The sequence below is a fragment of the Streptomyces sp. CNB091 genome (genome assembly GCF_000377965.1).
Map to the genome: position 1 here is coordinate 36322 of NZ_KB899010.1, position 22543 is coordinate 58864.

Here is a 22543-nt window from a genome sequence, read left to right on the forward strand (position 1 = left end):
AGGAGCCCCTTCATGCCCAGCGGACCTTCCCTGCCCAGCGAACTTTCCCTGCCCAGCGGCCCCTCCCTCCCCAGCAGACGTACCGCCCTCTCCCTGCTCGCCGGAACGAGTGCCGCCCTCGCACTCGGCGCGACCGCCGCCCACGCCGGGACCGCGGCCCCCCGCCCCTTCGGCCGCTACGGCTCACCCGCACGGCGCCTGGACCCGCGCACGCTGTACGTCGACGCGTACGGCCGCGGCGACCACATTGACGTACAGTCCGCCGTCGACGCGGCGACCGGCACCGGGCGCACGCTCGTGATCGCCCCCGGTGTGTACCGCGCGACGGTGCTCATCGGCCCCGCCCACGAAGGGCTCACCCTGATCGGCGCGAACGGCGAGGCCCGGGACACCGTGCTCGTGTACGACAACGCGGCGGGCACACCCAAGCCCGACGGCTCCGGAACCCTGGGCACCAGCGGCTCGGCCTCCGTCACCGTCCGGGCGGCCGGATTCACCGCCCGCGACCTGACCTTCGCCAACGACTGGCTGCGCTCCGACAACCCCGAGTACACCGGCACGCAGGCCGTCGCCATCAAGGTCCAGGGGGACCGGTCGGCGTTCTATGGCTGCCGGTTCCTCGGCCACCAGGACACGCTGTACGCCGACTCCCCCGCCGTCGACGCGTTCGCCCGTCAGTACTACCGCGACTGCTACGCGGAGGGGGACGTCGACTTCGTCTTCGGCCGCGCCACCGCCGTCTTCGACCGCTGCCACTTCCGCGCGCTTACCCGCACCGACCTGGCCTCGGCCCCGCACGGTTATGTCTTCGCGCCGAGCACCGCCGGGGCCAATCCGTACGGCTTCCTGGTCCTGCGCTCCCGGATCACGAGCACCGCCCCCGACGCGCACTACAAGCTCGCCCGCCCCTGGGTGCCTTCTTCGGACCTCACCGCGCACCCCATGCTGACCGTCCGCGACAGCCGGCTCGGCCCGGGGATCGACGCGAGGACGCCGTACGCCACCATGTCCGCGGGCTTCCCGTGGCAGGACCAGCGCTTCGCCGAGCACCGCAACACCGGCCCCGGCGCCCGCGTCACCGTCCCCGCGAACCGTCCGCAGCTCAGCGCGGCCGAGGCCCGCGCCCACACTCCGACCCGCTGGCTGGACGCCCGGGACCCGCACCTCCCGGATACGTGGGAGATGCGGGTCGCGGACGATGCGCGGCACGGACTGCGTGGTCAGCCCGCGTAGGTCTCGAACTCGGCGATCCTCGGGGTACCGGTCGAGCTGGTGATCTCGAAGGTGATCTTGCGCAGGGAGGTGCGGGGGAAGGCGATGTCCCCGGCGCCGGTGCCGGAGGTCAGGACGGCGCCGGTGTCCGCGTTGAGGAGCCGCCACGTCGTGACCGTGCCCGCGGAGCCCGCCGCCTCACGGATCCGGACTGAGGAGACGGCCGTGTCGGAAGCCCACTTGATCGAGGCGGAGCCGGTGGGCCCCACGGGCGACCAGTAGGTGCTCAGGTCGCCGTCGCGCAGATCACCGTAGCTTGTTCCGGCGGCCTTGCTGGATCCGTCGGAGCCGGCTCCGATGCTGAGGTTGGTCCCGGTGGGCGGGGTGGGGTCCGTCGGCCCCGGAGTCGGGTCCGTCGGTCCCGGCGTCGGATCGGTGGGTGTCGGCGTCGGATCGGTGGGTGTCGGCGTCGGGTCGGTGGGCGTCGGAGTGGGCGTCTGCGGTGTGCAGTTGCCGTCCGAGACCTTCAGGCCCTTGTCGGCGCCCGCCGTGCGGCTCACGACGTCCGGCACGCAACCAGCCGTGTCGGCACGGTAGGTGTAGGGGATGTCGACCGTGGTGGTGGACTTCATGTCGGGCCCGGCGGGGTTGGTCGTGCCGCCGGGGCTGGACCAGGTGACGTTGTCGAGGGTGTTGCCGCTGACCTGCCAGTAGCCGGCCTCGTCGGTGTAGAAGGTGCCGAGGACGTCCTTGGAGTCCTCGAAGTAGTTGCTCTCCACCTTGGCGCGGGCCCCGGCCCGGGAGTTGATGCCGGACTCGTTGAGCTTCACGTAGTGGTTGTTGTAGATGTGGGCGATGCCGCCGCGCAGCAGGGGCGTGCGGGAGTCGATGTTCTCGTACAGGTTGTGGTGGTAGGTGACGAAGCCGTTGGAGCGGTCGCTCTCGCTGGACCCCACCAGGCCGCCGCGGCCGGAGTTGCGCAGGATGCTGTACGAGAGGGTCACGTACTGCGTGTTGGCCTTCATGTCGAAGAGGCCGTCGTACCCCTCCGACTCCCCGCCCGACGCCTCCAGGGTCGTGTGATCGACCCAGACGTTGCGGACGCCGGACTCCATGCCGATGGCGTCGCCGCCGTTGGAGGTGGGCGACCCGGACTTCTTGACGTTCCGGACGGTCACGTTCTGGATGATGATGTTGCTGGCCTCGCGGAGGTGGATGCCCAGCTGGTCGAAGACGGCCCCGCTGCCGACGCCGACGATCGTGACGTTGCTGATCTGCTTGAGCTCGATCACGCCGGCGGCGGTGCTGCAGCTGTCGCCGGACACCTTGGTGGTGTTGCCGTGGTTGATGGTGCCTTCGACCTCGATCACGATCGGGGTGCTGCTGTCGGCCCGCCCGCACAGCGCCTCATGGATCTGGGTCCCGGTAGTGGCTCGGACGGTCTGCCCGCCCGCACCGCCGGTGGTCCCGCCGTTCTGGGTGGCGTAGCCGGTGGCGCTCCCGGTCGCCGCCACCGCCTCGGGCGCCGACAGCACCGCTCCGGTCGCGGCCGCGAGGGCCAGGGTTGCCACGGCGGCCTGCAGCCGCCGTGCGACTGGTCGTCCCATGTTCGTCTCCCAGGTGTCTTCGGTTGGTCGGTGATGGATGCCAGAGCACATGCTGAATGACGTGTGCATGACATACGGGAGCGCCCCCGTACGCAGCCGCACAGAAGCGGCTCGATCCACCAGGTGGCATACGGCAGCGCCCCTGCATCCCGGGCTCCACGCCCCGGAAGCGACAGGACAGCAAGCGCTTTCTAAAGTGAAAGTAGAGGGGCCCGACCAGCATGGCAAGGTGCATGCGGCAGCGGTTTTTCCCGAGACCGCTGCCGCACCGAAGTGCCCACGCCTCCCGGACCCGTTCGGGCCACCCCCCGGTGTCGGCACCCGCCTCAGCGCGCGCAGATGGCGCCGCGAAGGGTCCAGCGGATCAGGTCATCGACGCCGTGGCGTGCGACGAGCCCGTCTCCGGTCGCGTGGAGGCCGGTGTAGACGATGCTCCACACCATGCGCTGGATCCACTCGGCCGGGACGGTGGAGTCGAGCTCGCCACCCCGCTGGCCCCTGCGGATCTCCGCGACGAGGATCTCGTCGACCGCACCCGCCACCGCGGCGTCCGCGCGGGAGGGGTCCTCCCCCGCCGAGGCGAACAGGAACAGTACCCGGTCACCGACGTGGACCATGGCGCTGACGATCCGGTCGATCACCTCCGACACCGAGCCGGAGCCGGGAGCGGCCTCCACGATCGCCGCGTGAAGAGCAGCCCAGGAGTCACTGGTGAGCGCCGACCGGAGGTGTTCACGGTCGGGGAAGTAGCGGTGGACGGTCGCCCGGCCGACACCGGCCGCCTCGGCGATGCGCCCCAGGCTCGCGGCGGGATCCCGCGCCCACTCACCGGCCGCCGCGTCGAGGACGGCACGGCGCGTGCGCTGCTTCTGCGGTGACAACTCCATTGCCGGATCATAAAGCACAGTGCCATTATGAGACTATGAAGTCTCATTCTGATAGTTCATTGCCTCTTACCGTGGTGACCGGTGCGACCGGCGTGCTCGGGAGGCGCGTCGTCGACGGGCTGCTGAGCAGCGGCCGACCGGTGCGAGCCGTGTCCCGGCGGCCCCGCCACGGCGTTCTGCCTCCCGCCGTGGAGGTGGTGGCCGGCGACGTCCACGAGCCGGCGACGCTCGGCACCGCCTTCGAGGCGGCCAAGGCGCTGGTGCTGATCGCGGTGCCCGACACGGCCGTCGAGGTCGTCGCATGCGCGCGGAAGGCAGGGATCGAGCACATCGTGGTCGTGTCGTCCGCCGCCGTGACCGCGGGCCACGACACCACCTACAACCTGCCCGTCGAGCGCGCGGTGCAGGCGTCCGGGCTCGACTGGTCGATCGTCCGGCCCGGTGAGTTCGCCACCAACGCCCTGCTCATCTGGGGCCCGTCCATCCGCTCCGGCCGGCGGGCGGTCGAGCCGTTTCCCGACCAGGCCGGCAACCCGATCCACGAGCAGGACATCGCGGACGTCATCGTCGCCGACCTGCTCGATCACGACCGCCGCGGACGCATCGACACGATCATCGGCCCCGATACGCTCACCAAGCGCGAACAGGTCGCCCTCATCGCCGAGGCGGTGGGAGAGGACATCGCCCTCGACGAGGTGACGCCCGAAGAGGCGCTCCGCTTCTACCGCGAGCAGGGCGGGTTCGCGGCCGACAACGCCGCCTGGCTGTACGGCTTCACCAGTTACGACGGGGTGGAGGGCGTGACCGACGAACCCCGGGAAGCGAACCCCGCTTCCGACGACGCCTACCTCACCCTCGCCGAGGTGCTCGGCCGACCGGGACGCTCCTACGTGCAGTGGGCCCGCGACCACGCCTGCGACTTCACAGGAACGGTCGACTGAGCCGATCTCCCGCGTCCGCCCGCCGGGCACGGGCCTCGGTCGGCGGATCCGCCGCTGCCCAAGGCGCCCGGGCCGGCGGTGCGGCTCGGGACGGCGGTGAGCCGTCGCGTACGCGCGAAGCACCACGCGTCAGTCGGCCGGGAGCCAGCCCCGCTCGCGCAGCGCCGCGACGAAGCGGCCATGGGCGTCGTCCAGGGCGGGACGCTCCTCCGGTACCGGCTCGACGAGGGCGCCGCCGCGCACCATCGCCGCGGCGCTCGCCGCGAGGTCCTCGTGGAGCGTGCCGGTCGCGGCGAGGAGTGCGGCGCCGAAGGCCGTCTCCGCGCGCTCGGCGACCCGGACCGGGCGCCCCAGGACGGTGGCCCGGATCGTCGTCCAAACGGTGCTGCGGCTGCCCCCGCCGGCCGCGTGCAGGGGGCCGAGCACCGAAACGCCGAGTCGCTCGACCCGGTCCAGGGCCAGGCGTTCGACGAAGGCGACTCCTTCGAGTGCGGCCCGGTGGGCGTCCGCCTCGTCGCAGGGGCCGCCCAGCTCGAATCCGCGCGCCGCGCCGGAGACGAAGGGGAACCGCTCGCCGTCACGGCGCAGCGGGTAGCGCACGTACGAGGCGGGACCCCGGGCCGCCGCGGCGGCGTCCAGCGCGGGCAGGCGGGCCGGGGCGATGTCGGCCAGGCACTCCCCTCCGGTGTTGGACGCACCGCCGGGGAGCCACCAGCCGTCGGGGTGCCGGTGACTGTAGAACGCTCCGGTCGCGTCGCGGACCAGGTCCGCGGAGACCCCTTTGAGGACGTACGTGGTGCCCAGCACGCCCACGAAGCGGCCCGGCTCGACCGCCCCCGTGGCGATCTGTCCCGCGCAGCCGTCCGTCACCCCGAGGCGTACGGAGCACCCTTCGGGCAGGCCCGTGGCCTCGGCCGCCTCCGGGCCGACGACCCCGGCCTCCGTGGCGGGGGCGCGTACGGCGGGGAGCAGCGCGAGCGGGAAGGCGAAGGCGTCGAAGACCTCGTACGCCCACTCCGAAGCCCGGGCGTCGTAGCCCGACTTGAGTGCGTGGCTCCAGTCCGTGGCGACGGGATGACCCGTCAGCGCGCGCCCGATGACGTCGGGGGTGTGCAGGACGTGGCGCAGGCCCGAGCCGTACGTCCGCAGGCACCAGACGGCCCGGCCCAGCGCAGCGGTGGGCCCCACGGACAGGCCGAGCGCGTCCCACCGGGCGCTGCCCGCCCGCTGCGCCTCGGCGTTGACGTCGGCGGCCCGCCGGTCGTCGTACATCAGGGCCGGGCCGAGCGGGACACCGTCGGTCCCGGTGGGGACGATGGTTCCTGACGTGGCGGACACGGCCACCGCGACGACCTCGCGGCCGCCCCGGGGCAGCGCGCCGGTGGTGCGGCGGAGCGCCGAGCGTACGGCGGGCCACCACGACCGGGCGTCCTGCTCGCTCGTCCCGGCGGCGGTCCGTACGGGGGTCGGCAGTTCGCCCCGCGCCTCGGCGAGTACGCGCCCCTGCCCGTCCACGCACACCGTGCGGACGGACGCGGTCGCCACGTCGACGCCGATCACGGCCGGGGCGTGGGGAGGGGGGCGACGGGATGCACTGCTCATGGCGGAAAGCGTCCTTCCCCTGCGGGGCGGGCCTTTGATGTCCACCGATCAGGTGGCGGTCCGTCGCGTGGTCACGTGCGTGTGAAGTCAACAAGCGTTCCATCATGGCGGGAGGAACCGCTTCATGGTGCGACGGCCGCCACCGTCACCCGGGTCCGCTCGCGGAGTTTGCCGAGCAGTTCGGCGTCCGCCCCGTCGTCCACGACGAGATGGTCCAGGTCGCCGACGGGCCCCACCCGGTGCAGCGCGGTCCGGGCGAGCTTGGTGTGGTCCATGAGCATCACCTTCGTGGCCGCCGACGTGAGCATCGCCCGTTTCACCAGCACCACGTCCTGTTCCTGGTGGTAGGCCGTCCTGGCGTCGAGGGCCGAGGTGGAGACCGCGACCAGGTCGACGGAGAGCGCCTCCACCGCCTCGACGCAGGGCATCCCGAGGAAGGAGTCATGGGTGCGCGAGTACTCGCCGCCCAGGGCGATCAGGCGGATGCCCTCGCACCCGGTGAAGACGTCGAGCACCCGGCGGGCGTTGGTGACGACGGTGAGGGGGGCGAGGTCGACCAGCAGGCCGGCCATGACCAGGACCGTGGTGGAGTCGTCGAGCATCACCGACATTCCGGGCTCCACCAGCGCGGCGGCGGCGCGCGCGACGGCGTTCTTCTCCGCCGTGTTGACGCCGAGCCGGTAGTCGAGGCTCGACTCGAACACGGTGGACGGCAGGGCGGACGCGCCGCCGCGGAAGCGGCGCAGCACCCCCTGCCGCGCGAGGTCGTCGAGGTCGCGGTGGACGGTCATCAGGCTCACGCCCGCGAGCTGGGCGAGGGCGGCGCCCGTGGCGGTGCCCTGCTCCACGACATGGTCGGCGATGAGCCGTCGCCGCTCTTCGGCGGATCTCTTGGTCATGGGGATCAGTCTCCCGCAGGGCCCGGGCCGGGCGCCGAGGCGGGGGGCACGACGGTGGGCACGTTGAGCGAGCGCAGCGCCGTCTCCGTGCCGCGGATCTCGATCTCCGTGACGGCCCCGTTGTCCAGTCGCGGAAAGATCCGTCGGTAGCGCCCGAGGGGAAGTCCGAGGAGTTCGCACAGGGCGATGCGCAGCAGGGTGTTGTGAGCGACGACGAGCACCTTTCCCCCCTGGTGACGGTGTGCGAGGTCGCGCAGGGAGCCGGTCGCCCGCGCCGCGGCCAGGGCGACCGGCTCGGAGCCGGGGAAGGCTCCGGAGCCGGCGTCCTCGCGGAACCGCCGTACGGCTTCGGGGTCCTCCGAGGCCATCTCCTCGATGGTCCTGCCCTCGCCCCATCCGAAGTCCACTTCCCGCAGCCTCTCCTGCACCTCCGCCGTCAGCCCCAGCGCCGCCGCCGCGGGCGCCGCGGTCAGGCGGGCGCGGCCGAGGGGGGAGCAGGCGACCGCGTCCACGCCGCTGCGGACGGCCCAGGATCCGAGGTCGGCTCCCTGGGCCACACCCTTGGGCGTCAGGGCGACGTCGGTGACACCGGCATACCGGTTCTCCGCGTGCCACTCGGTCTCGCCGTGGCGTACCAGCAGGAGACGAGAGGTCATGGAGAGGCCCTTTCGAGGTCGAGGCGCGTCCGAAGGATCAGCGACAGGCCGTGCGCGCCGTGCGCATTGCCGGTTCACGTGAGCGCTGTTAAATTTAACAGAAATTCCACAGCCCAGGGGCGGCCTGTGGCGGCCGGTTCACACTCCGGCCTGCTCGCCCCGCAACCCCACCGGCTCTCCTCGCAGAAGGAATCCGACGTCATGCGCATCCTCGCCGCAGGCGACCACTTCGTCCGCCCCTCGTTGATCCGCGCGGCAGTGAGCCAGGAGTTGTCCCGCACGGGCCGGGAGCTGCCGGAGTTCGCAGAGCTGATCCTCCCCTGGCCCCACGAGCCCTTCGGTCCGGTCGCGGAGGTCCGCGAGGCGAGCGGTACGGAGGGCGAGCTCGTCGAGGCGCTGGCCGGGGCCTCGGTTTGTGTGACGCAGATGGCCCCGTTCACCGAGCAGGTGTTCGCCGCGTCGTCCGCACTGCGTCTCGTCGCCGTCTCCCGGGGCGGGCCGGTCAATGTGGACCTGGCCGCGGCCACCCGTCACGGAGTGCGGGTCAGCTTCGCCCCCGGCCGCAACGCCCAGGCCGCCGCGGAGTTCGCCGTGGGGCTGATGCTCGCCGCGATGCGCCGGATCACCGCCGCCGACGCGGAGCTCAAGCGGGGCGTCTGGCGGGGCGATCTGTACGCGTACGAGGAGAGCGGCGGTGAGCTCGGCGGTGCCACGGTCGGACTCGTGGGCTACGGCGCCATCGGCCGCATCGTGGCACGGGTGCTGCGTGCCTTCGGGGCCCGGGTGCTGGCGGCCGACCCGTACGCCGACCGCGCGACGGCCGAGGCGGAGGGCGTCGAACTCGTCAATCTGGACACTCTTCTGATCCGTAGTCAGGTGGTGAGCCTGCACGCCCGCCTGACGGAGGAGACCCATCACCTGATCGACGCCCGCCGCCTCGGGCTGCTGCCGCGCGGTGCGGTCCTGGTGAACTCCGCCCGCGGCGGACTGCTCGACCACGCTCCGCTGCCGGGGCTGCTGCGCGGCGGCGCTCTCGGGGCGCTCGCCCTCGACGTGTACGACATCGAGCCGATCCCCGCAGACTGGGCCCTGCGCGACGTGCCGAACGTGATCACCACGCCCCATCTCGCGGGCGCGACACGGCAGACGGCGCACCGGGCGGCGGCCATCACCGCCGCCGAGGTCGGCCGTTTCCTGCGCGGGGAGAAGCTGTCCCACCTCGCGAACCCCGATGTCCTGTCGGCCAGTCGGCCCTGACGGCCGGTCTGACGCCGACGGCCGGTCGGCGCTGACGGCCGCCGTCGCCGTAACCCGTCGCCCGCCAACCCCTCGGCTCGTATCGGCTGCTACCGGCTCGTACAGGAGGCACCACGCGTGAGCACCATCATCGGTGTGGACATCGGGACGTCGGTCACCAAGGCCGTGGCGTTCGACGGGACGGGCGGCGCCCTGGCCTCCGCGAGCCGGCGCTCGCATCTGGCCATGCTGCCGGGCGGACGGGTCGAGCAGGATCTCGACGACGTCGTGGCCGGTGTCGGCAGCGTCGTGCGCGAGGTCGCCGCCGCGGTCGGCCGGCCGCCGGACGCCGTGGCGCTCACCGGGCAGGGGGACGGTCTGTGGCTGCGGGACTCCGAGGGCCGCCCGGTGCGGCCCGCCATCTCCTGGATGGACGCGCGGGCCTCGGAACTGGTGACGCGCTGGCTGGTGGACGGCACGATCAGCACCGCTTTCGCGCACACCGGGTCCGGCATATTCCCCGGGTGCCAAGGCCCGCTGCTGAACTGGCTCCAGGAGCACGAACCGGACTCGCTGGACCGGGCCGCCGTCGCGGGGTACTGCGTCGACGCGGTCGCCCAGCGCCTCACCGGCCGGGTGTGCCTCGACGCGTCCGACGCCACGCTGCCGTTCCTCGACCCGCGGACCCGCCGCTACGCGCCCCGGGCCCTGGCCGCCTGCGGTGTCGAGGACCGGGCGGGGCTGCTGCCTCCTCCCGCCGCTCCGGGCACGGTGCTCGGGCTGGACGGTCGCGGCGCCGGACTCCTGGGGCTGCCCGAGGGGCTGCCGGTCGTGGCGGGGCCGTACGACCTGCCGGCCTGCGCCATCGGGAGCGGGGTGCGCGAGGTGGGGGACGGCGTTCTCATCCTCGGCACGACCCTCGCGAGCCAGGTGCTGACCGACCGCGTCGATCTCGATCCGCTCGCCGAGCCCGCCGGCATGTGGCTGTGCACGCCCACCCCCGGCCGCTGGCTGCGCGCCATGCCCGCCATGGTCGGGACTGCGGCGCTGGAGTGGGTGCTCGCCCTCGTCGGCGCGACCACGGCCGACGTGGACGCCCTCCTCACCGACAGCCCGCCCGGAGCCCGGGGCGTCCACGCCTTCCCCTTCCTGTCCGAAGCGGGCGAACGGGCCCCGTTCGTCGAGCCGTCGGCCCAGGGCAGACTCGACGGGCTCAGCCTGGCGTCGGGCCGGGAGGACGCCGTGCGGGCCGTCTGCGAGGCCATCGGCTACGCCGCCAGGCACTGCCTGGACACGGCGGGGCTGCGCGGCACCCTCGCCCTGTGCGGCGGTGGCACCCGGTCGGTGATGTGGGCCCGGCTGATCGCCGACGTCCTCGGCCGGCCCGTCCGCGTTCCGCTGGAGGAGCAGGTCGGGGCGCTCGGTGTGGTGTCCGTCGCCCGCGCCTCCCTGTCCCCCGGGTACGAGGCCCCTCCGGGACGCCACCGGGTCGTCGATCCGCGCGAGGACGTACGGGCGCTGTACGAGGACGGATACGAGCGGTACCGGGCGGAGTTGGCGACGGCCCGGGCGGAGTGGGGGGCTCGCGCACGGTTGCCCGGACACCCCTGAACGGCCGGCCGCCCTGTTATTTATGACATGCCCATTGACACTACTAACACGTGCGCTGTTAATTTGACGCGAAGGAGGGCTCTCCGCCTGAAGACCAGGAGATTCCAGTGAAGCAACGCTCTGTCAGATCGTTCGCCGCTGCACTGTCCGCGACGGCGGTGATCGTCTCCGCCGCCGCGTGTACGACGAAGGCGCCGGACGGCACGGACGGCACGGACGGCACGTCACCGGAGGACGCGAAGATCGCGTTCCTGATGCCCGATATCGCCTCCACCCGGTACGAGTTGTACGACGCTCCCCTCTTCAGGGCCAAGGTGAAGGATCTCTGCGGTGGTTGCGAGGTCCTGTACCAGAACGCGGGCGGCGACGCCGCGAAGCAACAACAGCAGGCCGACTCCGCGCTCGCGCAGGGCGCCGACGTCATCGTGATCGATCCGGTCGACTCCGCCGCGGCGGCCAGCACCGTCCGTACGGCACAGGGCCGAGGGGTCCCGGTCATCGCGTACGACCGGCCGATCCCGGCGGTCAAGGCCGACTACTACGTCTCCTTCGACAACGAGAAGATCGGCTCCATGATCGGCGCGTCCCTGGTGGAGCACCTCAAGGCCACCTCGGCCGAGGGCGGCCTCCTCCAGGTCAACGGATCACCGACCGACGCGGCGGCGGGCCTGATCAAGAAGGGCATGCACAGCGCGGTCGACTCCAGCGGATTCGAGCTCCTCGCCGAGTACGACACCCCTGCCTGGGAACCGGGGAAGGCGCAGAGCTGGGTCAGCGGCCAGATAGCCAAGTTCCCGGGAAGGATCGCCGGAGTGGTCGCCGCCAACGACGGCACGGGCGGCGGATCCATCGCCGCGTTCAAAGCGGCCGGAGCGACCGTGCCGCCGGTGACCGGGAACGACGCCGAACTCGCCGCCGCCCAGCGGATCGTCAAGGGCGACCAGTACAACACCATCTCCAAGCCCATCAAGACCGTCGCGGAAGCCGCCGCCACCGCGGCGTTCGCCTTCGCCCGGGGAGAGAGGCCCCGGGGCGACACCACGCTCTTCGGCACCCCCTCGGAACTCTTCACCCCCACCGTGGTCACCCGGGAGAACATCGCGGAGGTTCTGGTGGGCGACGGGAAGCCGCTGAAGACCGCCGAGGTGTGCACGACGACGTACGCCGCCGCCTGTGCCGAGGCGGGCCTCACGTAGTCCCACCGGCCCGACCGCGCGGCGTCCACGACCGTCCGCGGCGGGGTGGGACGCCCGCCCGGACCACCACTGCCCCCGCCCGCCCGCCTCCGGAAGGCCGGTCCATGTCCGCTGACTCCTTGCCCTCCCCTCACGAGGCGCCGGGCGGCTCATTGCTCTCCCTGCGCGGAATCAGCAAATCCTTCGGCGCCGTCGCCGCACTCACCGATGTCGACCTCGACGTCGCCGCGGGGCAGGTCGTGGCTCTGGTGGGCGACAACGGCGCGGGGAAGTCCACCCTGGTCAAGGTCCTCTCCGGGGTGCACCAGCCGGACGCCGGAACCGTCGGCTTCGGTGCCGCGACCGTGGCGATCACCTCCCCGGCCACCGCACAACGGCTCGGCATCGCGACCGTGTTCCAGGACCTCGCCCTGTGCGAGAACCTGAACGTGGTGGAGAACCTCTTCCTCGGGCGCGAGTCGCGTGGGCTGCGCCTGGACGAGGTGGGCATGGAGGTCCGCTCCCGTGCTCTGCTCGGGGAGCTGTCGGCGAAGATCCCCTCGGTGCGCGTCCCGGTCGCGGCCCTGTCCGGCGGCCAACGGCAGACGGTGGCCATCGCGCGGACGCTCCTGGGCGACCCCAAGGTGATCATCCTGGACGAGCCGACGGCCGCCCTGGGCGTGGCGCAGACGGCGGAAGTCCTCAATCTGATCGAGCGTCTGAGGGAGCGTGGGCTGGGCGTCATCATGGTCAGCCACAACATGGCCGATGTGCGGGCCGTCGCCGACACCGTGGCCGTCCTGCGGCTCGGCCGCAACAACGGAGTCTTCGAAGCGGCCGGGACGACGGCGTCGGAACTGGTGGCGGCCATCACCGGAGCCACCGACAACGTGGTCAGCCGCCGCGCCGGCCGCGACCGGGCCACGGGCGACAGCACGGAGCCGGCGTACCGGCCCGGCGCGGTGCACCAGGGGGAAGCATCATGACGGAACCGGCCGCTGTCACGAGCCCGGAGCTCTCCCCCGGCGAGCGCGTCGAGCAGGCGCCCCGGTCCGCCGGTGCGCGCGACCGCCTGCGAGCGGTTCTCGTCCGGCTGCGCGGCGGCGACCTCGGCCTCCTGCCCGTCCTCGCCGGGCTGGTCGTGATCTGGGGCGTGATGCAGATCCTCAACCCCATCTTCCTGTCGAGCGCGAATCTCACGAACCTCGCCCTCGAAAGCGTGCCGGTCGGCATCATCGCCCTGGGAGTCGTCTGTGTCCTCCTCGTCGGCCAGATCGATCTGTCGGTCGGCTCGGTCAGCGGCCTCGGCGCTGCCGTACTGGCGGTCCTCTTCGTGGACCGGGGGCTGCCGGCCTGGCTCGCCGTCGCCGTCGCGCTGGCCCTCGCAGGTCTGATCGGCTGGTTGTACGCCCAGGTCCACAACCGGATCGGGGTACCCAGCTTCGTCATCACCCTCGGCGGTCTCCTCGGCTTCCTCGGCGTGCAGCTGTGGATACTCGGGCCCAAGGGATCGATCAACCTGCCCTACGACTCGGGCCTGGTGGCCTTCGCCCAACTCCAGTTCCTGCCACCCTGGTTGGCGTACGCGCTGGTCGTCGCGGGCGCGGCGGTGCTGTACGCGACCGGTGCCGCCCGCGCGTCGGAGCGCCGCCGGGCGGGGCTCACCGCCGCCTCCCGGCGCCTGCTCGCCGGACGGAGTCTGGCGCTGCTGGCCGGCCTCGGCGCGGCGGTCTGGTATCTCAACCGGGACCGGGGGGTGGGGTGGATGTTCGTGTTCTTCCTCGCCCTGGTGCTGGCGCTGCACTACGTCCTGTCCCGCACCTCGTTCGGCAAGTCGATGTACGCGGTCGGCGGCAACATGGAGGCCGCCCGGCGTGCGGGCGTGAACGTGAGGGCCGTCCTCACCACCGCGTTCGTGCTGTGCGCGACGCTCGCGTGCGTCGGCGGCGTCCTCTCCGCCGCACGGCTCGCGGCGGCCAACCAGAGCAGCGGCGGCGGTGACGTCAACCTCAACGCCATCGCGGCGGCCGTCATCGGCGGCACCAGTCTGTTCGGCGGCCGGGGCACCGCGTTCGCCGCGCTGCTCGGGGTTCTCGTGATCCAGTCCATCTCCAGCGGGCTCACGCTGCTGAATCTCGACTCCGCGTACCGCTTCATGGTGACCGGCGGGGTACTGCTGCTGGCGGTGTCGTTGGATGCCGTGGCCCGGCGTTCGCGGGTCTCCCACGGCAGGGCCTGAGGCACCGCCCGTATGCGGTACCCACCCCCTTCACGGTGCTGGGAGGCCCCTGACGAGCGTCATTCGCTTTCGTTCTCGGCCCGCCAGTGGTCCCACAGTGCCGACAGCTCCGCTTCCAGCGCCGGGGCCTCGGTGTCCAGCAGCCGGACCTGGGCCCCTGGGCCCGCGAGGTCCGTCCGGTAGGGGTGGGGCGGTCCCGGCGGGCGGGCGCCGAGGGCGGTGACGGAGCCGATGATCCGGTTCGGGCCGAGGACGCCGGGCAGTTCGCGAATGTCTGGGTCGGTCAGGTCGAGGTCCTCGACCAGCAGTTCCCGGTCCTCGTGCACGGCGCGGGTCCTGGCCCGGACGCGGCCGCCGCGTTCCCCGGAGCGGCCCAGGACGAGGGTGTCGCGCCACAGCATCCGGGCGCCGGGCGCGAGCGTCACCTCCATGGTGCGGTCGACCCACGCCCCGTGCGCGACGACGAACGGCTTCCCGTCCCAGTCCAGTCGGCCTCCCGCCGCGATGTCGATCCTGGCCCGCCACGCCGATCTGCCTCCCCGGTGGTCGTACGCCACCAGGCCGGAGGGTTCGACCAGTTCCAGGCGGGCCCCCGGGCCGACCGAGACGTGCAGCCGGAGATCGTCGCCGGCCAGCAGTCCCGCCCGGGTGCCGACGAGGGCGATCCGCAGGCGGTCCGCGCAGGGCAGCAGGGGGCGGGGGGCGAGGAACGCCCCGGGAGACAGCTCGCGGGCGAGGTGCCGGCCGGAGGCGTCACGCTCGACGGCGACGACCGTGGGGTCGTCGGGCTCTGCCGGGCGTGCTGCGGGCGCGGGCGGGCCGGTCACGAGCCGTCGTGGCTGTGGCTGTGGGGCGCCATCGGGCCGGGGTCGGTCGGCACATGGGTGCCGGAGCGGTGGCGTACCAGCACGGCCCGCACCCAGTCGGCCAGTTGGGCGATCGACTCGGGGTCGTGCTTGGACAGCGCGAGGACGGGCAGACCGTCGCGGGCCCGTTCGGCGTCGGCGACCATCGCGGCCACGTCGACCTCCACATGCGGGGCCAGGTCGGTCTTGTTGATGACCAGGAGGTCCGCGCCGGTGATGCCCGGGCCGCCCTTGCGGGCGACGTCCCCGCCGCCCGCCACGTCGATGCTGAAGAGCTGGGCGTCGGCGAGGGCGGGGCTGAACGTGGCGGTGAGGTTGTCGCCCCCGCTCTCGATGAGCACCAGGTCCAACGGTCCGTAGGCCTCCTCCAGGTCCTCGACCGCGTCGAGGTTGGCGCTGACGTCGTCGCGGATCGCGGTGTGGGGGCAGGCTCCGGTCTCGACGGCGCGGATGCGCTCGGTGGGCAGGACGCCGGCCGAGCGGAGGAAGCGGGCGTCCTCGTCGGTGTAGATGTCGTTGGTGACGACGGCCATGGAGAGCTCGCCGGCCAGTTCGCGGCAGAGGGTGGCGAGGATGGAGCTCTTGCCGGTGCCGACGGGGCCGGCGACGCCGATGCGCAGGGCGCGCGGCTGGTTGAGCGGCTGATGGTAGTGCTCGTTGGGGCCCTGGGCGGGCTGTCCGGGCTGCTGGGCGGAAGCGTTGTCAGGCAAGGAAGAGTCTCCGTTCGCGTCGGTCGTGTTCGAGTGCCCACTGCTCGGTGAGCGGTGGTGTACGGGCGGGGAGTTCGGCGGGGGTGCGCACGGCCAGTGCTTCGGTGACGGCTCTCGCGGCTTCCGCCTCGGCGGCGACGATCCACACGACCGAGTCGAGGGGGTCGCCGGGCAGCAGCTTGAGCGCGGCGGAGGCGATGGTCTGCAGTTCGTCGTACACGACGCCGTGGGCCAACGCCTCCTCCCCCACCCCCAGGACGGCCCCGAGCGCCCCGAGGGTCACCGGCCGCAGGGGGCGCGGGTGGAGCCGGGTCAGGGCGGTGACCGCGGGATGGTCCGGGGCCAGCCGGCGGGCGAGGCGGTGCACGCCTCGGCCCAGTGCGGCGGAGGCCTCGCGCAGCGGGGCCGTCGGCGTCCGGGCGGCGAGCGTCTCCTGCACGGGCGCGTACTCCACCGGATCGCGCAGGGCAGCGCGCAGGGCGAGTACGGCGGCGGCGGCTTCCGTGACGACGGTGGTGTGCAGGCGGGCCCTGAGCAGGGCGGGGATCTGCGCGCGGGTGAGGCCCGCCGCGACGGCCGGTTCGAGGCCCGCGCTGTAGGTGTGGGCGCCGACCGGGAGCCGCCCGTCGGCGAGGAGGTAGGGGGCGAGAAGCGCCATCAGAACATGCTGTACCGCTGGGCCAGCGGCAGTTCGGCGGCGGGGGCGGGCTCGACGAGCTCCCCGTCGATGCGGATGGCGAAGGTCTCCGGGTCGACATCGATGGCCGGGAGCGCCGTGTTGTTCGGCAGGTCCGCCTTGGTGAGGTGGCGGGTGGGCCGTACGGCGACCAACTCCCGGGCCAGGCCGAGCCGTTCGGCCAGTCCGTCGGCCAGCGCCAACGGGGAGACGAAACTGACGGACAGGTGCGGCGCGGCCTCGGCGGCGGCGGTGGCGCGCATGAGGACGGGCTGTGTGGTGGGGATCGCCGCGCCCGCGTCGCCGAGCGGCGCGTACACGGCCATGCCGCCCTTGATGACGGCGGCGGGCCGGATCCCGAAGAAGGCGGGGTCCCAGAGCACCAGGTCGGCGAGCTTTCCGGGCTCCACGGAGCCGACGACGTGGTCGATGCCGTGGGCGACGGCCGGGCAGATCGTGTACTTGGCGACGTACCGGCGCGCCCGCTCGTTGTCGGCGGGCAGTTCGCTGCCGCGGTCGCCGAAGCGCTGCTTCATGACGTGGGCGACCTGCCAGGTGCGGCAGACGACCTCGCCGATGCGGCCCATCGCCTGGGCGTCGGAGGAGGTGATGGACAGTGCGCCGATGTCGTGCAGCACGTCCTCGGCGGCGATGGTGGTGGCCCGGATCCGGGACTCGGCGAAGGCGAGGTCCTCGGGGACCCGGGGGTTGAGGTGGTGACACACCATCAGCATGTCGAGGTGCTCGGCGACGGTGTTGACGGTGTGCGGGAGCGTCGGGTTGGTGGACGCCGGGAGGATGTTGGGGTGGGAGGCCACGGTGATGATGTCGGGAGCGTGGCCGCCGCCCGCGCCCTCCGCGTGGAAGACGTGGATACCGCGTCCGGCGATGGCGTCGAGGGTGCCTTCGACGTAGCCGACCTCGTTGAGGCTGTCCGCGTGCAGCGCCACCTGGAGGCCGTACGCGTCGGCCGCCCGCAGCGCGGCGTCGATCGCGGCGGGGGTGGCTCCCCAGTCCTCGTGGACCTTGTAGCCGCCGGCGCCGCTGAGGGCCGCCTCGCGCAGGGCCTCCTCGCCGACGGTGGAGCCCTTGCCGAACAGCATGACGTTGAGCGGGACGCGGTCCAGGGACCGGTGCATCATGGCGAGGTTCCAGGCGCCGGGGGTGACGGTGGTGGCCTTGGAGCCCTCGGTGGCGCCGGTGCCGCCCCCGATGACGGTGGTGGTGCCGGTGGCGAGCGCCTCGTGGAGGGTCTCCGGCATCAGGAAGTGGACATGGGTGTCGACGGCTCCGGCCGTGAGGATGCGGCCCTCGCCGGAGATCACGTCGGTGCCCGGGCCGATCACCAGATCCGGATGGACGCCGTCGCTGATGTCGGGGTTGCCGGAGCGGCCGAGGGCGACGATCCGCCCGTCGCGGACGCCGATGTCGGTCTTGACGACGCCCCAGTGGTCCAGGACGACCGCGTTGGTGATGACCAGGTCGGGTGCGCCCTCGGCCCGGGACGCGGTGGCCTGGGCCATCGACTCGCGGATGGACTTGCCGCCCCCGAAGACGGCCTCGTCGCCGCCGAAGCACCGGTCCTCCTCGACCTCGATCCAGAGATCGGTGTCGGCGAGGCGGATCCGGTCCCCGGTGGTGGGGCCGTAGAGCGAGGCGTAGGCGGCACGGGTCAGCTGGGCCATGTCACAAGGTCCTCCGTTCGAGGTGCGGGAGCGGGAGCGGGAGCGGGGGCGGGGGCGGGTGTCCGGGCCTCGGGCAGCACGATGCCGGGAACGCGGCGGCGGCCGCGGAGTTCGACGAGGCTGACGTCGACGCCGACCCCCGGCTCGAAGCGCAGCGACGTGCCCGAGGGAATATCGAGCCGAAATCCCCGGGCGGCGGCCCGGTCAAAAGAAAGTGCCGGATTCGCGTCGGAGAAATGCAGATGGGATCCGACCTGAATGGGCCGGTCTCCGTCGTTCACCACGGTGAGAGGCAATACCGTGCTTTCGGCATTGATGTGCACGACTCCGGAACCGGTCCGGATCTCGCCCGGGATCACGGGATCGGCGAGGTGATCGTGACGAGCTTGCGCCCGTCCGGGAAGGTCGCCTCGACCTGGACGTCGTGCAGCATCTCGGGGACGCCTTCCAGCACTTCAGCACGGGTGAGCACGGCCCTCCCCGCTGTCATCAGCTCGCTGACCGGGGCTCCCTCACGGGCCCGCTCCATCGCCCAGCACGCGAGCAGGGCGACGGTCTCCGGGTAGTTGAGGCGGACGCCGCGGGCACGCCGGTCACGGGCGACCATTCCGGCAACACTCAGTAGCAATTTCTCCGTGTCGGACGGAGTCAGAAACATGGGAAACCTCCATGGCGGCCTCCCCGGAATTCCCGGCGGCGCCTGAACCACATGCCTCTTATAGCTCTTCTCTTCGCGGCGTGGCAAATTCCTGCGCACGGCAAAAAGTCCCTTTTTGCGGTTACGACCCACTACATACGGGCAAAACGTACAAAATTCGGTCGGGTGACTACCGGGTTCAGCGGGTCGCAGCGGGCCGACCGGAGGGTTCCGGTGGTGGTGCCTCGCCCCGTCCGCCCTGGTCCCGCGCGGGAGGCAGTGGTGACCGAACGGCGTCGCCGGTCCGCGCCCCCGGAAGGTCCGGCGTCTCGAAACGGGGCGGAAGATCAGGGGTGAGGAGTGATCGTGTCCGGGTCATCGATCCCACCTGCTCCTTCGGAAGAAGTCCGGGCCCGCCCTCACCAGTGATTCGGAGCCGGGCGCCGAAGGGATGGGTCCGCCGGGTGACCCGCCTCACATCCGACCCCTGTCAGCAATCGGAGCGCTGTCCCGTTCAAGGGGTACGCGAACGAGACAGGAGCCATATCATGCAGCACCGCATCGTCGTACTCGGCGCCGGCTACGCCGGGGCTTTCGCCGCCGGCAGCCTGGCCCGCAGACTCTCCCCCGCCGACACCGAGATCACCGTCGTCAACGCCGTACCCGACTTCGTCGAGCGGATGCGCCTGCACCAGCTCGCCAGTGGCCAGGAGCTCGCGTCCCGCAGGCTCGCCGACGTGTTCGCGGACACCGGGGTGCGGTTGCGTCTGGCGCGTGTCACCGGTATCGACCCCGGGCACAGGACCGTCGCCGTGGCCGGCGAGGACGGCGCCGGTGAACTCGCCTACGATACCCTTCTCTACGCGCTCGGCAGCTCCGTCGCCCACCATGACGTCCCCGGCGCGGCCGAGTACGCCTTCGATGTGGCCGGCCGGTCCTCGGCGCTGCGTCTGCGCGAGCGCCTGGCCGGCCTGGGCGGGGGCGGCACCGTCGTGGTCGTCGGCGAGGGGCTGACCGGCATCGAGACCGCGACCGAGCTCGCCGAGTCGCGACCCGGGCTCTCGGTCGCGCTCGCGGCCCGCGGCGAGCTGGGCGCCTGGCTCTCCCCGAAGGCGCGTCGTCATCTGCGCGGCGCCTTCGACCGGCTCGGCGTCACCGTGCACGAACACACCGCCGTCGACGCCGTCGAGCCGACCCGGGTGCTCACCGCCGACGGCAGGTCCATCCCGGCCGATGTGACCGTGTGGTCGGCCGGGTTCGCCGTACACCCCATGGCCGCCGCCGCCGGCCTGGAGGTCGCCGGGACGGGCCAGATCGTCGTCGACCGCACCATGCGTTCGGTCTCCCACCCGGACGTCTACGCCGCGGGCGACTGCGCCTACGCGATCGGCGAGAACGGCCGGCCGCTGCCGATGTCCTGCGCCTCGGCCGGTCTCACCAACATGCGGGCGACCGCCGCGATCATCGCGCGCCTGACGGGGCGTGAGGTCCCGCCGACGACCGGGCTGAAGTACTTCGGCAACCACATCAGCCTCGGACGGCGGGACGCCATCTTCCAGATGGTGGACGGAGACGTCCGGTCGAAGGCCTGGTACCTGGGCGGCCGGACCGCCGCACGGCTCAAGTCGGGTGTGCTCAAGGGCGCCTGGTGGGGCATCGCCCATCCGACCTTCGGCCTGCCGAAGCGCAGGCACCGGCTTGCCCCCGCGCCCGGCCGGGCCGGTACGCGGGTCGCCGCCTAGGCTGTCGCGCATGGACAGCGCAGCCGTCGATCAGTTCGAGGCCGGCCGGAGCAGGCTGGCCTCGCTCGCATACCGTCTGCTCGGCTCGGCGGACGACGCCGAGGACGCCGTGCAGGACACGTTCCTGCGCTGGCAGGCCGCGGACCGCGAGCGGATCGAGGTACCCGAGGCGTGGCTGACCAAGGTCGCCACCAACCTCTGCCTCGACCGGCTCCGCTCGGCACAGGCACGTCACGAGCGAACGGCCGGCGCGTGGCTGCCCGAGCCGCTCCTGGACGGTGACCCGATGCTCGGCCCTGCCGACACCTTCGAGCAGCGTGAATCGGTGACCCTGGCGGTACTGACCCTCCTGGAGCGCCTCTCGCCGGCCGAGCGGGCCGTCTACGTCCTGCGTGAGGCCTTCTCGTACAGCCACGCCGAGATCGCCGCGATCCTCGACATCACCGAGTCGGCGAGCCAGCAGCATGCTCATCGGGCCCGTACCCGGGTCGCCGCCGAGCGTCGCCGCGGCGGCGCGGCAGACCCCGCGTCCGCGCGCCGGGTCGTCGAGGAGTTCCTCGCCGCCGCCACGTCCGGGCGCACCGATCGGCTGGTGGCGCTGCTCACCGACGACGTGACGGCGGTCTCGGACGGCGCCGGACTGGCCAGGCGGCTGCTGCGGTACACGTCGCGCGAGCGGGTCGCCTCCTTCGTGCGGGCGGGTTTCAAGCCGACGCCGGCGAAGCGGCGGCTGGCCGGCGGCTCGCTCGCGATGCATCTCGCGCGGGTCAACGGCACCCTGGCCGTCGTCGCCGTGGTCGGGGGCCGGGTCGTGGGCGCCGTGGCGTTCGAGATCAGCGACGGCAAGGTCGCCTCCCTGTACGGCATCGCCGCCACGGACCGGCTCGCGCGCCTCGACGAGGCGTGGCAGCACCACGAACCCGGCGTACCGGTCATCGACGCGTGGTGACCCCCATGGTGACCGGCACGTGGTGGACGGTCACCAGTCGATGTGCGCGCTGATCCACGCGTCGAGCGCGTTCCCGTCGCCCGCGGGAGGCGGCTCGGGCGCGCAGGTGAGAGGAGTGAGGGACAGCTGGGGGTGGGTGAGATGGTCGCCTGCCGGGCCCCCGAGGCGGTTCCCCGGCTCCGCGCGCCGCCGGCGTACCGGTGACACCATGGAGAGGTGCCCGAGGACGAGCAACGGAACGGCAGACGCCTGGAGCAGGCGATCATCGACCTGCTGAAGCGGCGTGGCCCGAACGCCACCATCTGCCCCTCCGACGCCGCGCGCGCCGTGTACCGGGGCGACGACGACGGCTGGCGTTCCCTGATGGAGCCCGCCCGCCAGGCGGCCCGGCGGCTGGTCGGAGCCGGTCGGGTCGAGATCACCCAGGGAGGCCGCCCCGTCGCACCGGACGAGGCCCGGGGCCCGATCCGGATCCGGATGCGCCGCGCCCGCTGACGTCCGCGCGCCGACTCATCGCGCAGGGCACCTGATGCGCTGCTGCGGGCGGGCGCGGTAGTTTGCCCGCCATGACTGAACTCGGATGCGTCGCCTGGCCACCTGCCCCGATCGACACGGCGCGGCTCGTGCTCCGTGAGTCCGCGGCCCGGGACCGTGCGGCGTTCATCGAACTGTTCGCATCGCCTGAGGTGGGCGTCCACCTCGGCGGCCCCCGTCCGCGTGATGAACTCGAACGGGCCGTTCCCGAGGTGCCGGGACAGCGCCGGGGTCTCTTCGTCGTGGACCTGGGCGGAGCGATGGTCGGCACGGTCACGCTCCAACGCCGGGCCGCCGAGCGGCCGGGCGGCCTCGATCCGGACGGCGACCGCGCCGAGCTCGGGTACATGTTCCTGCCCCGGGCGTGGGGGTCCGGATACGCCGCCGAGGCGTGCGCCGCCGTACTCGGCTGGTTCGCCGCCGCGCGGCCGGGCGAACCGGTCGTCCTCTGCACACAGATCGCCAACACCCCCTCGATGCGCCTCGCGCGGAAGCTGGGGTTCACCGAGGTGGCGCGGTTCGAGGAGTACGGCGCCGAGCAGTGGTTCGGCGTGTGGAGTCCGGTCACTCCGTCCGGTTGATCGAGGTGCCGCACGCCCTCGCGCGCAAGGCGGATCACGGCGCTCCGCTGTTACACAACGATCATTGAGTGCGCCCGAACGGCCTCTGCATACTTCAG

Annotated in this window: 23 protein-coding genes; 11 read left to right on the forward strand and 12 right to left on the reverse strand. The window is 72.5% G+C overall.

What is annotated here, in order from left to right; translation table 11 throughout:
• The first annotated feature begins 12 nt into the window (after positions 1 to 12).
• A complete protein-coding gene (locus D581_RS0130685) occupies positions 13 to 1233 on the forward strand; it encodes a pectinesterase family protein (RefSeq protein ID WP_018960945.1) in 1221 nt (406 codons plus the stop codon).
• Here the strand turns inward: D581_RS0130685 and D581_RS0130690 are convergent.
• The gene (locus tag D581_RS0130690) at positions 1221 to 2819 is read right to left on the reverse strand and encodes a polysaccharide lyase family 1 protein (RefSeq protein ID WP_018960946.1); all 1599 of its coding nucleotides are present in this window, start codon (positions 2817 to 2819) and stop codon (positions 1221 to 1223) included. The genes D581_RS0130685 and D581_RS0130690 overlap by 13 nt on opposite strands.
• Positions 2820 to 3145: 326 nt before the next feature.
• Positions 3146 to 3706 (reverse strand): TetR/AcrR family transcriptional regulator, encoded by a 561-nt coding sequence (locus tag D581_RS0130695; protein WP_018960947.1) that lies wholly within the window; start codon positions 3704 to 3706, stop codon positions 3146 to 3148.
• A gap of 35 nt (positions 3707 to 3741) precedes the next feature.
• Here D581_RS0130695 and D581_RS0130700 point away from each other — a divergent pair, with 35 nt between their 5' ends.
• A complete protein-coding gene (locus tag D581_RS0130700) occupies positions 3742 to 4647 on the forward strand; it encodes an SDR family oxidoreductase (protein ID WP_051114663.1) in 906 nt (301 codons plus the stop codon).
• Positions 4648 to 4776: 129 nt separating this feature from the next.
• Here D581_RS0130700 and D581_RS0130705 read toward each other — a convergent pair whose 3' ends face one another.
• From D581_RS0130705 to D581_RS0130715, 3 genes are all read right to left on the reverse strand, one after another.
• Positions 4777 to 6249 (reverse strand): FGGY family carbohydrate kinase, encoded by a 1473-nt coding sequence (locus D581_RS0130705; RefSeq protein WP_018960949.1) that lies wholly within the window; start codon positions 6247 to 6249, stop codon positions 4777 to 4779.
• A 122-nt stretch (positions 6250 to 6371) separates the two neighbouring features.
• Positions 6372 to 7148, reverse strand: a complete 777-nt coding sequence (locus D581_RS0130710; RefSeq protein WP_018960950.1) for a DeoR/GlpR family DNA-binding transcription regulator — start codon at positions 7146 to 7148, stop codon at positions 6372 to 6374.
• A 5-nt stretch (positions 7149 to 7153) separates the two neighbouring features.
• Positions 7154 to 7804: a histidine phosphatase family protein gene (locus D581_RS0130715; protein WP_018960951.1), complete on the reverse strand. Its 651-nt coding sequence runs from the start codon at positions 7802 to 7804 to the stop codon at positions 7154 to 7156.
• A gap of 201 nt (positions 7805 to 8005) precedes the next feature.
• Here D581_RS0130715 and D581_RS0130720 point away from each other — a divergent pair, with 201 nt between their 5' ends.
• The 5 genes from D581_RS0130720 to D581_RS0130740 all read left to right on the forward strand — a co-directional run bounded on the left by D581_RS0130720 (position 8006) and on the right by D581_RS0130740 (position 14065).
• The gene (locus D581_RS0130720; protein ID WP_026291059.1) at positions 8006 to 9061 is read left to right on the forward strand and encodes a 2-hydroxyacid dehydrogenase; all 1056 of its coding nucleotides are present in this window, start codon (positions 8006 to 8008) and stop codon (positions 9059 to 9061) included.
• Positions 9062 to 9178: 117 nt separating this feature from the next.
• On the forward strand, positions 9179 to 10651 hold the full coding sequence (locus D581_RS0130725) for an FGGY-family carbohydrate kinase (RefSeq protein ID WP_018960953.1): 1473 nt from the start codon (positions 9179 to 9181) through the stop codon (positions 10649 to 10651).
• Positions 10652 to 10758: 107 nt separating this feature from the next.
• The gene (locus tag D581_RS0130730) at positions 10759 to 11847 is read left to right on the forward strand and encodes a substrate-binding domain-containing protein (RefSeq protein WP_018960954.1); all 1089 of its coding nucleotides are present in this window, start codon (positions 10759 to 10761) and stop codon (positions 11845 to 11847) included.
• A 104-nt stretch (positions 11848 to 11951) separates the two neighbouring features.
• Positions 11952 to 12812 (forward strand): ATP-binding cassette domain-containing protein, encoded by an 861-nt coding sequence (locus D581_RS0130735; RefSeq protein ID WP_026291060.1) that lies wholly within the window; start codon positions 11952 to 11954, stop codon positions 12810 to 12812.
• A complete protein-coding gene (locus D581_RS0130740; protein ID WP_018960956.1) occupies positions 12809 to 14065 on the forward strand; it encodes an ABC transporter permease subunit in 1257 nt (418 codons plus the stop codon). Before D581_RS0130735 ends, D581_RS0130740 begins: the two co-directional genes overlap by 4 nt.
• 59 nt (positions 14066 to 14124) lie before the next feature.
• On the opposite strand, the gene D581_RS0130745 is transcribed toward D581_RS0130740, so the two are convergent.
• Genes D581_RS0130745 through D581_RS0130765 form a run of 6 tightly spaced genes read right to left on the reverse strand, consistent with a single transcriptional unit; the run spans position 14125 to position 18660 of the window.
• A complete protein-coding gene (locus D581_RS0130745; RefSeq protein ID WP_018960957.1) occupies positions 14125 to 14892 on the reverse strand; it encodes an urease accessory protein UreD in 768 nt (255 codons plus the stop codon).
• Positions 14889 to 15641: an urease accessory protein UreG gene (gene ureG / locus D581_RS0130750; RefSeq protein WP_018960958.1), complete on the reverse strand. Its 753-nt coding sequence runs from the start codon at positions 15639 to 15641 to the stop codon at positions 14889 to 14891. The genes D581_RS0130745 and ureG overlap by 4 nt, the downstream gene beginning before the upstream one ends.
• Positions 15634 to 16299 (reverse strand): urease accessory UreF family protein, encoded by a 666-nt coding sequence (locus D581_RS0130755; RefSeq protein ID WP_018960959.1) that lies wholly within the window; start codon positions 16297 to 16299, stop codon positions 15634 to 15636. The genes ureG and D581_RS0130755 overlap by 8 nt, the downstream gene beginning before the upstream one ends.
• Positions 16299 to 18002 (reverse strand): urease subunit alpha, encoded by a 1704-nt coding sequence (locus D581_RS0130760; RefSeq protein WP_018960960.1) that lies wholly within the window; start codon positions 18000 to 18002, stop codon positions 16299 to 16301. Before D581_RS0130760 ends, D581_RS0130755 begins: the two co-directional genes overlap by 1 nt.
• Complete coding sequence (gene ureB / locus D581_RS1000000140235) at positions 17990 to 18361, reverse strand: urease subunit beta (RefSeq protein WP_078625968.1); 372 nt, start codon at positions 18359 to 18361, stop codon at positions 17990 to 17992. Before ureB ends, D581_RS0130760 begins: the two co-directional genes overlap by 13 nt.
• Entirely contained in the window at positions 18358 to 18660 is a 303-nt protein-coding gene (locus D581_RS0130765) for an urease subunit gamma (RefSeq protein ID WP_026291061.1), read from the reverse strand. The genes ureB and D581_RS0130765 overlap by 4 nt, the downstream gene beginning before the upstream one ends.
• Before the next feature lie 527 nt (positions 18661 to 19187).
• Between D581_RS0130765 and D581_RS0130770 the strand changes: the two genes are divergently transcribed.
• Both D581_RS0130770 and D581_RS0130775 read left to right on the forward strand, forming a co-directional pair.
• The gene (locus tag D581_RS0130770; protein ID WP_018960962.1) at positions 19188 to 20381 is read left to right on the forward strand and encodes an FAD-dependent oxidoreductase; all 1194 of its coding nucleotides are present in this window, start codon (positions 19188 to 19190) and stop codon (positions 20379 to 20381) included.
• A 10-nt stretch (positions 20382 to 20391) separates the two neighbouring features.
• Positions 20392 to 21330, forward strand: coding sequence for a sigma-70 family RNA polymerase sigma factor (locus D581_RS0130775; protein WP_018960963.1), 939 nt, complete (start codon positions 20392 to 20394; stop codon positions 21328 to 21330).
• Positions 21331 to 21360: 30 nt separating this feature from the next.
• On the opposite strand, the gene D581_RS1000000140240 is transcribed toward D581_RS0130775, so the two are convergent.
• Positions 21361 to 21540, reverse strand: a complete 180-nt coding sequence (locus D581_RS1000000140240; protein ID WP_078625969.1) for a hypothetical protein — start codon at positions 21538 to 21540, stop codon at positions 21361 to 21363.
• Between the two features lie 6 nt (positions 21541 to 21546).
• Between D581_RS1000000140240 and D581_RS0130780 the strand changes: the two genes are divergently transcribed.
• Both D581_RS0130780 and D581_RS0130785 read left to right on the forward strand, forming a co-directional pair.
• On the forward strand, positions 21547 to 21825 hold the full coding sequence (locus tag D581_RS0130780) for a DUF3253 domain-containing protein (protein WP_018960964.1): 279 nt from the start codon (positions 21547 to 21549) through the stop codon (positions 21823 to 21825).
• Between the two features lie 71 nt (positions 21826 to 21896).
• Positions 21897 to 22445 (forward strand): GNAT family N-acetyltransferase, encoded by a 549-nt coding sequence (locus D581_RS0130785; protein ID WP_018960965.1) that lies wholly within the window; start codon positions 21897 to 21899, stop codon positions 22443 to 22445.
• Positions 22446 to 22543: the final 98 nt, after the last annotated feature.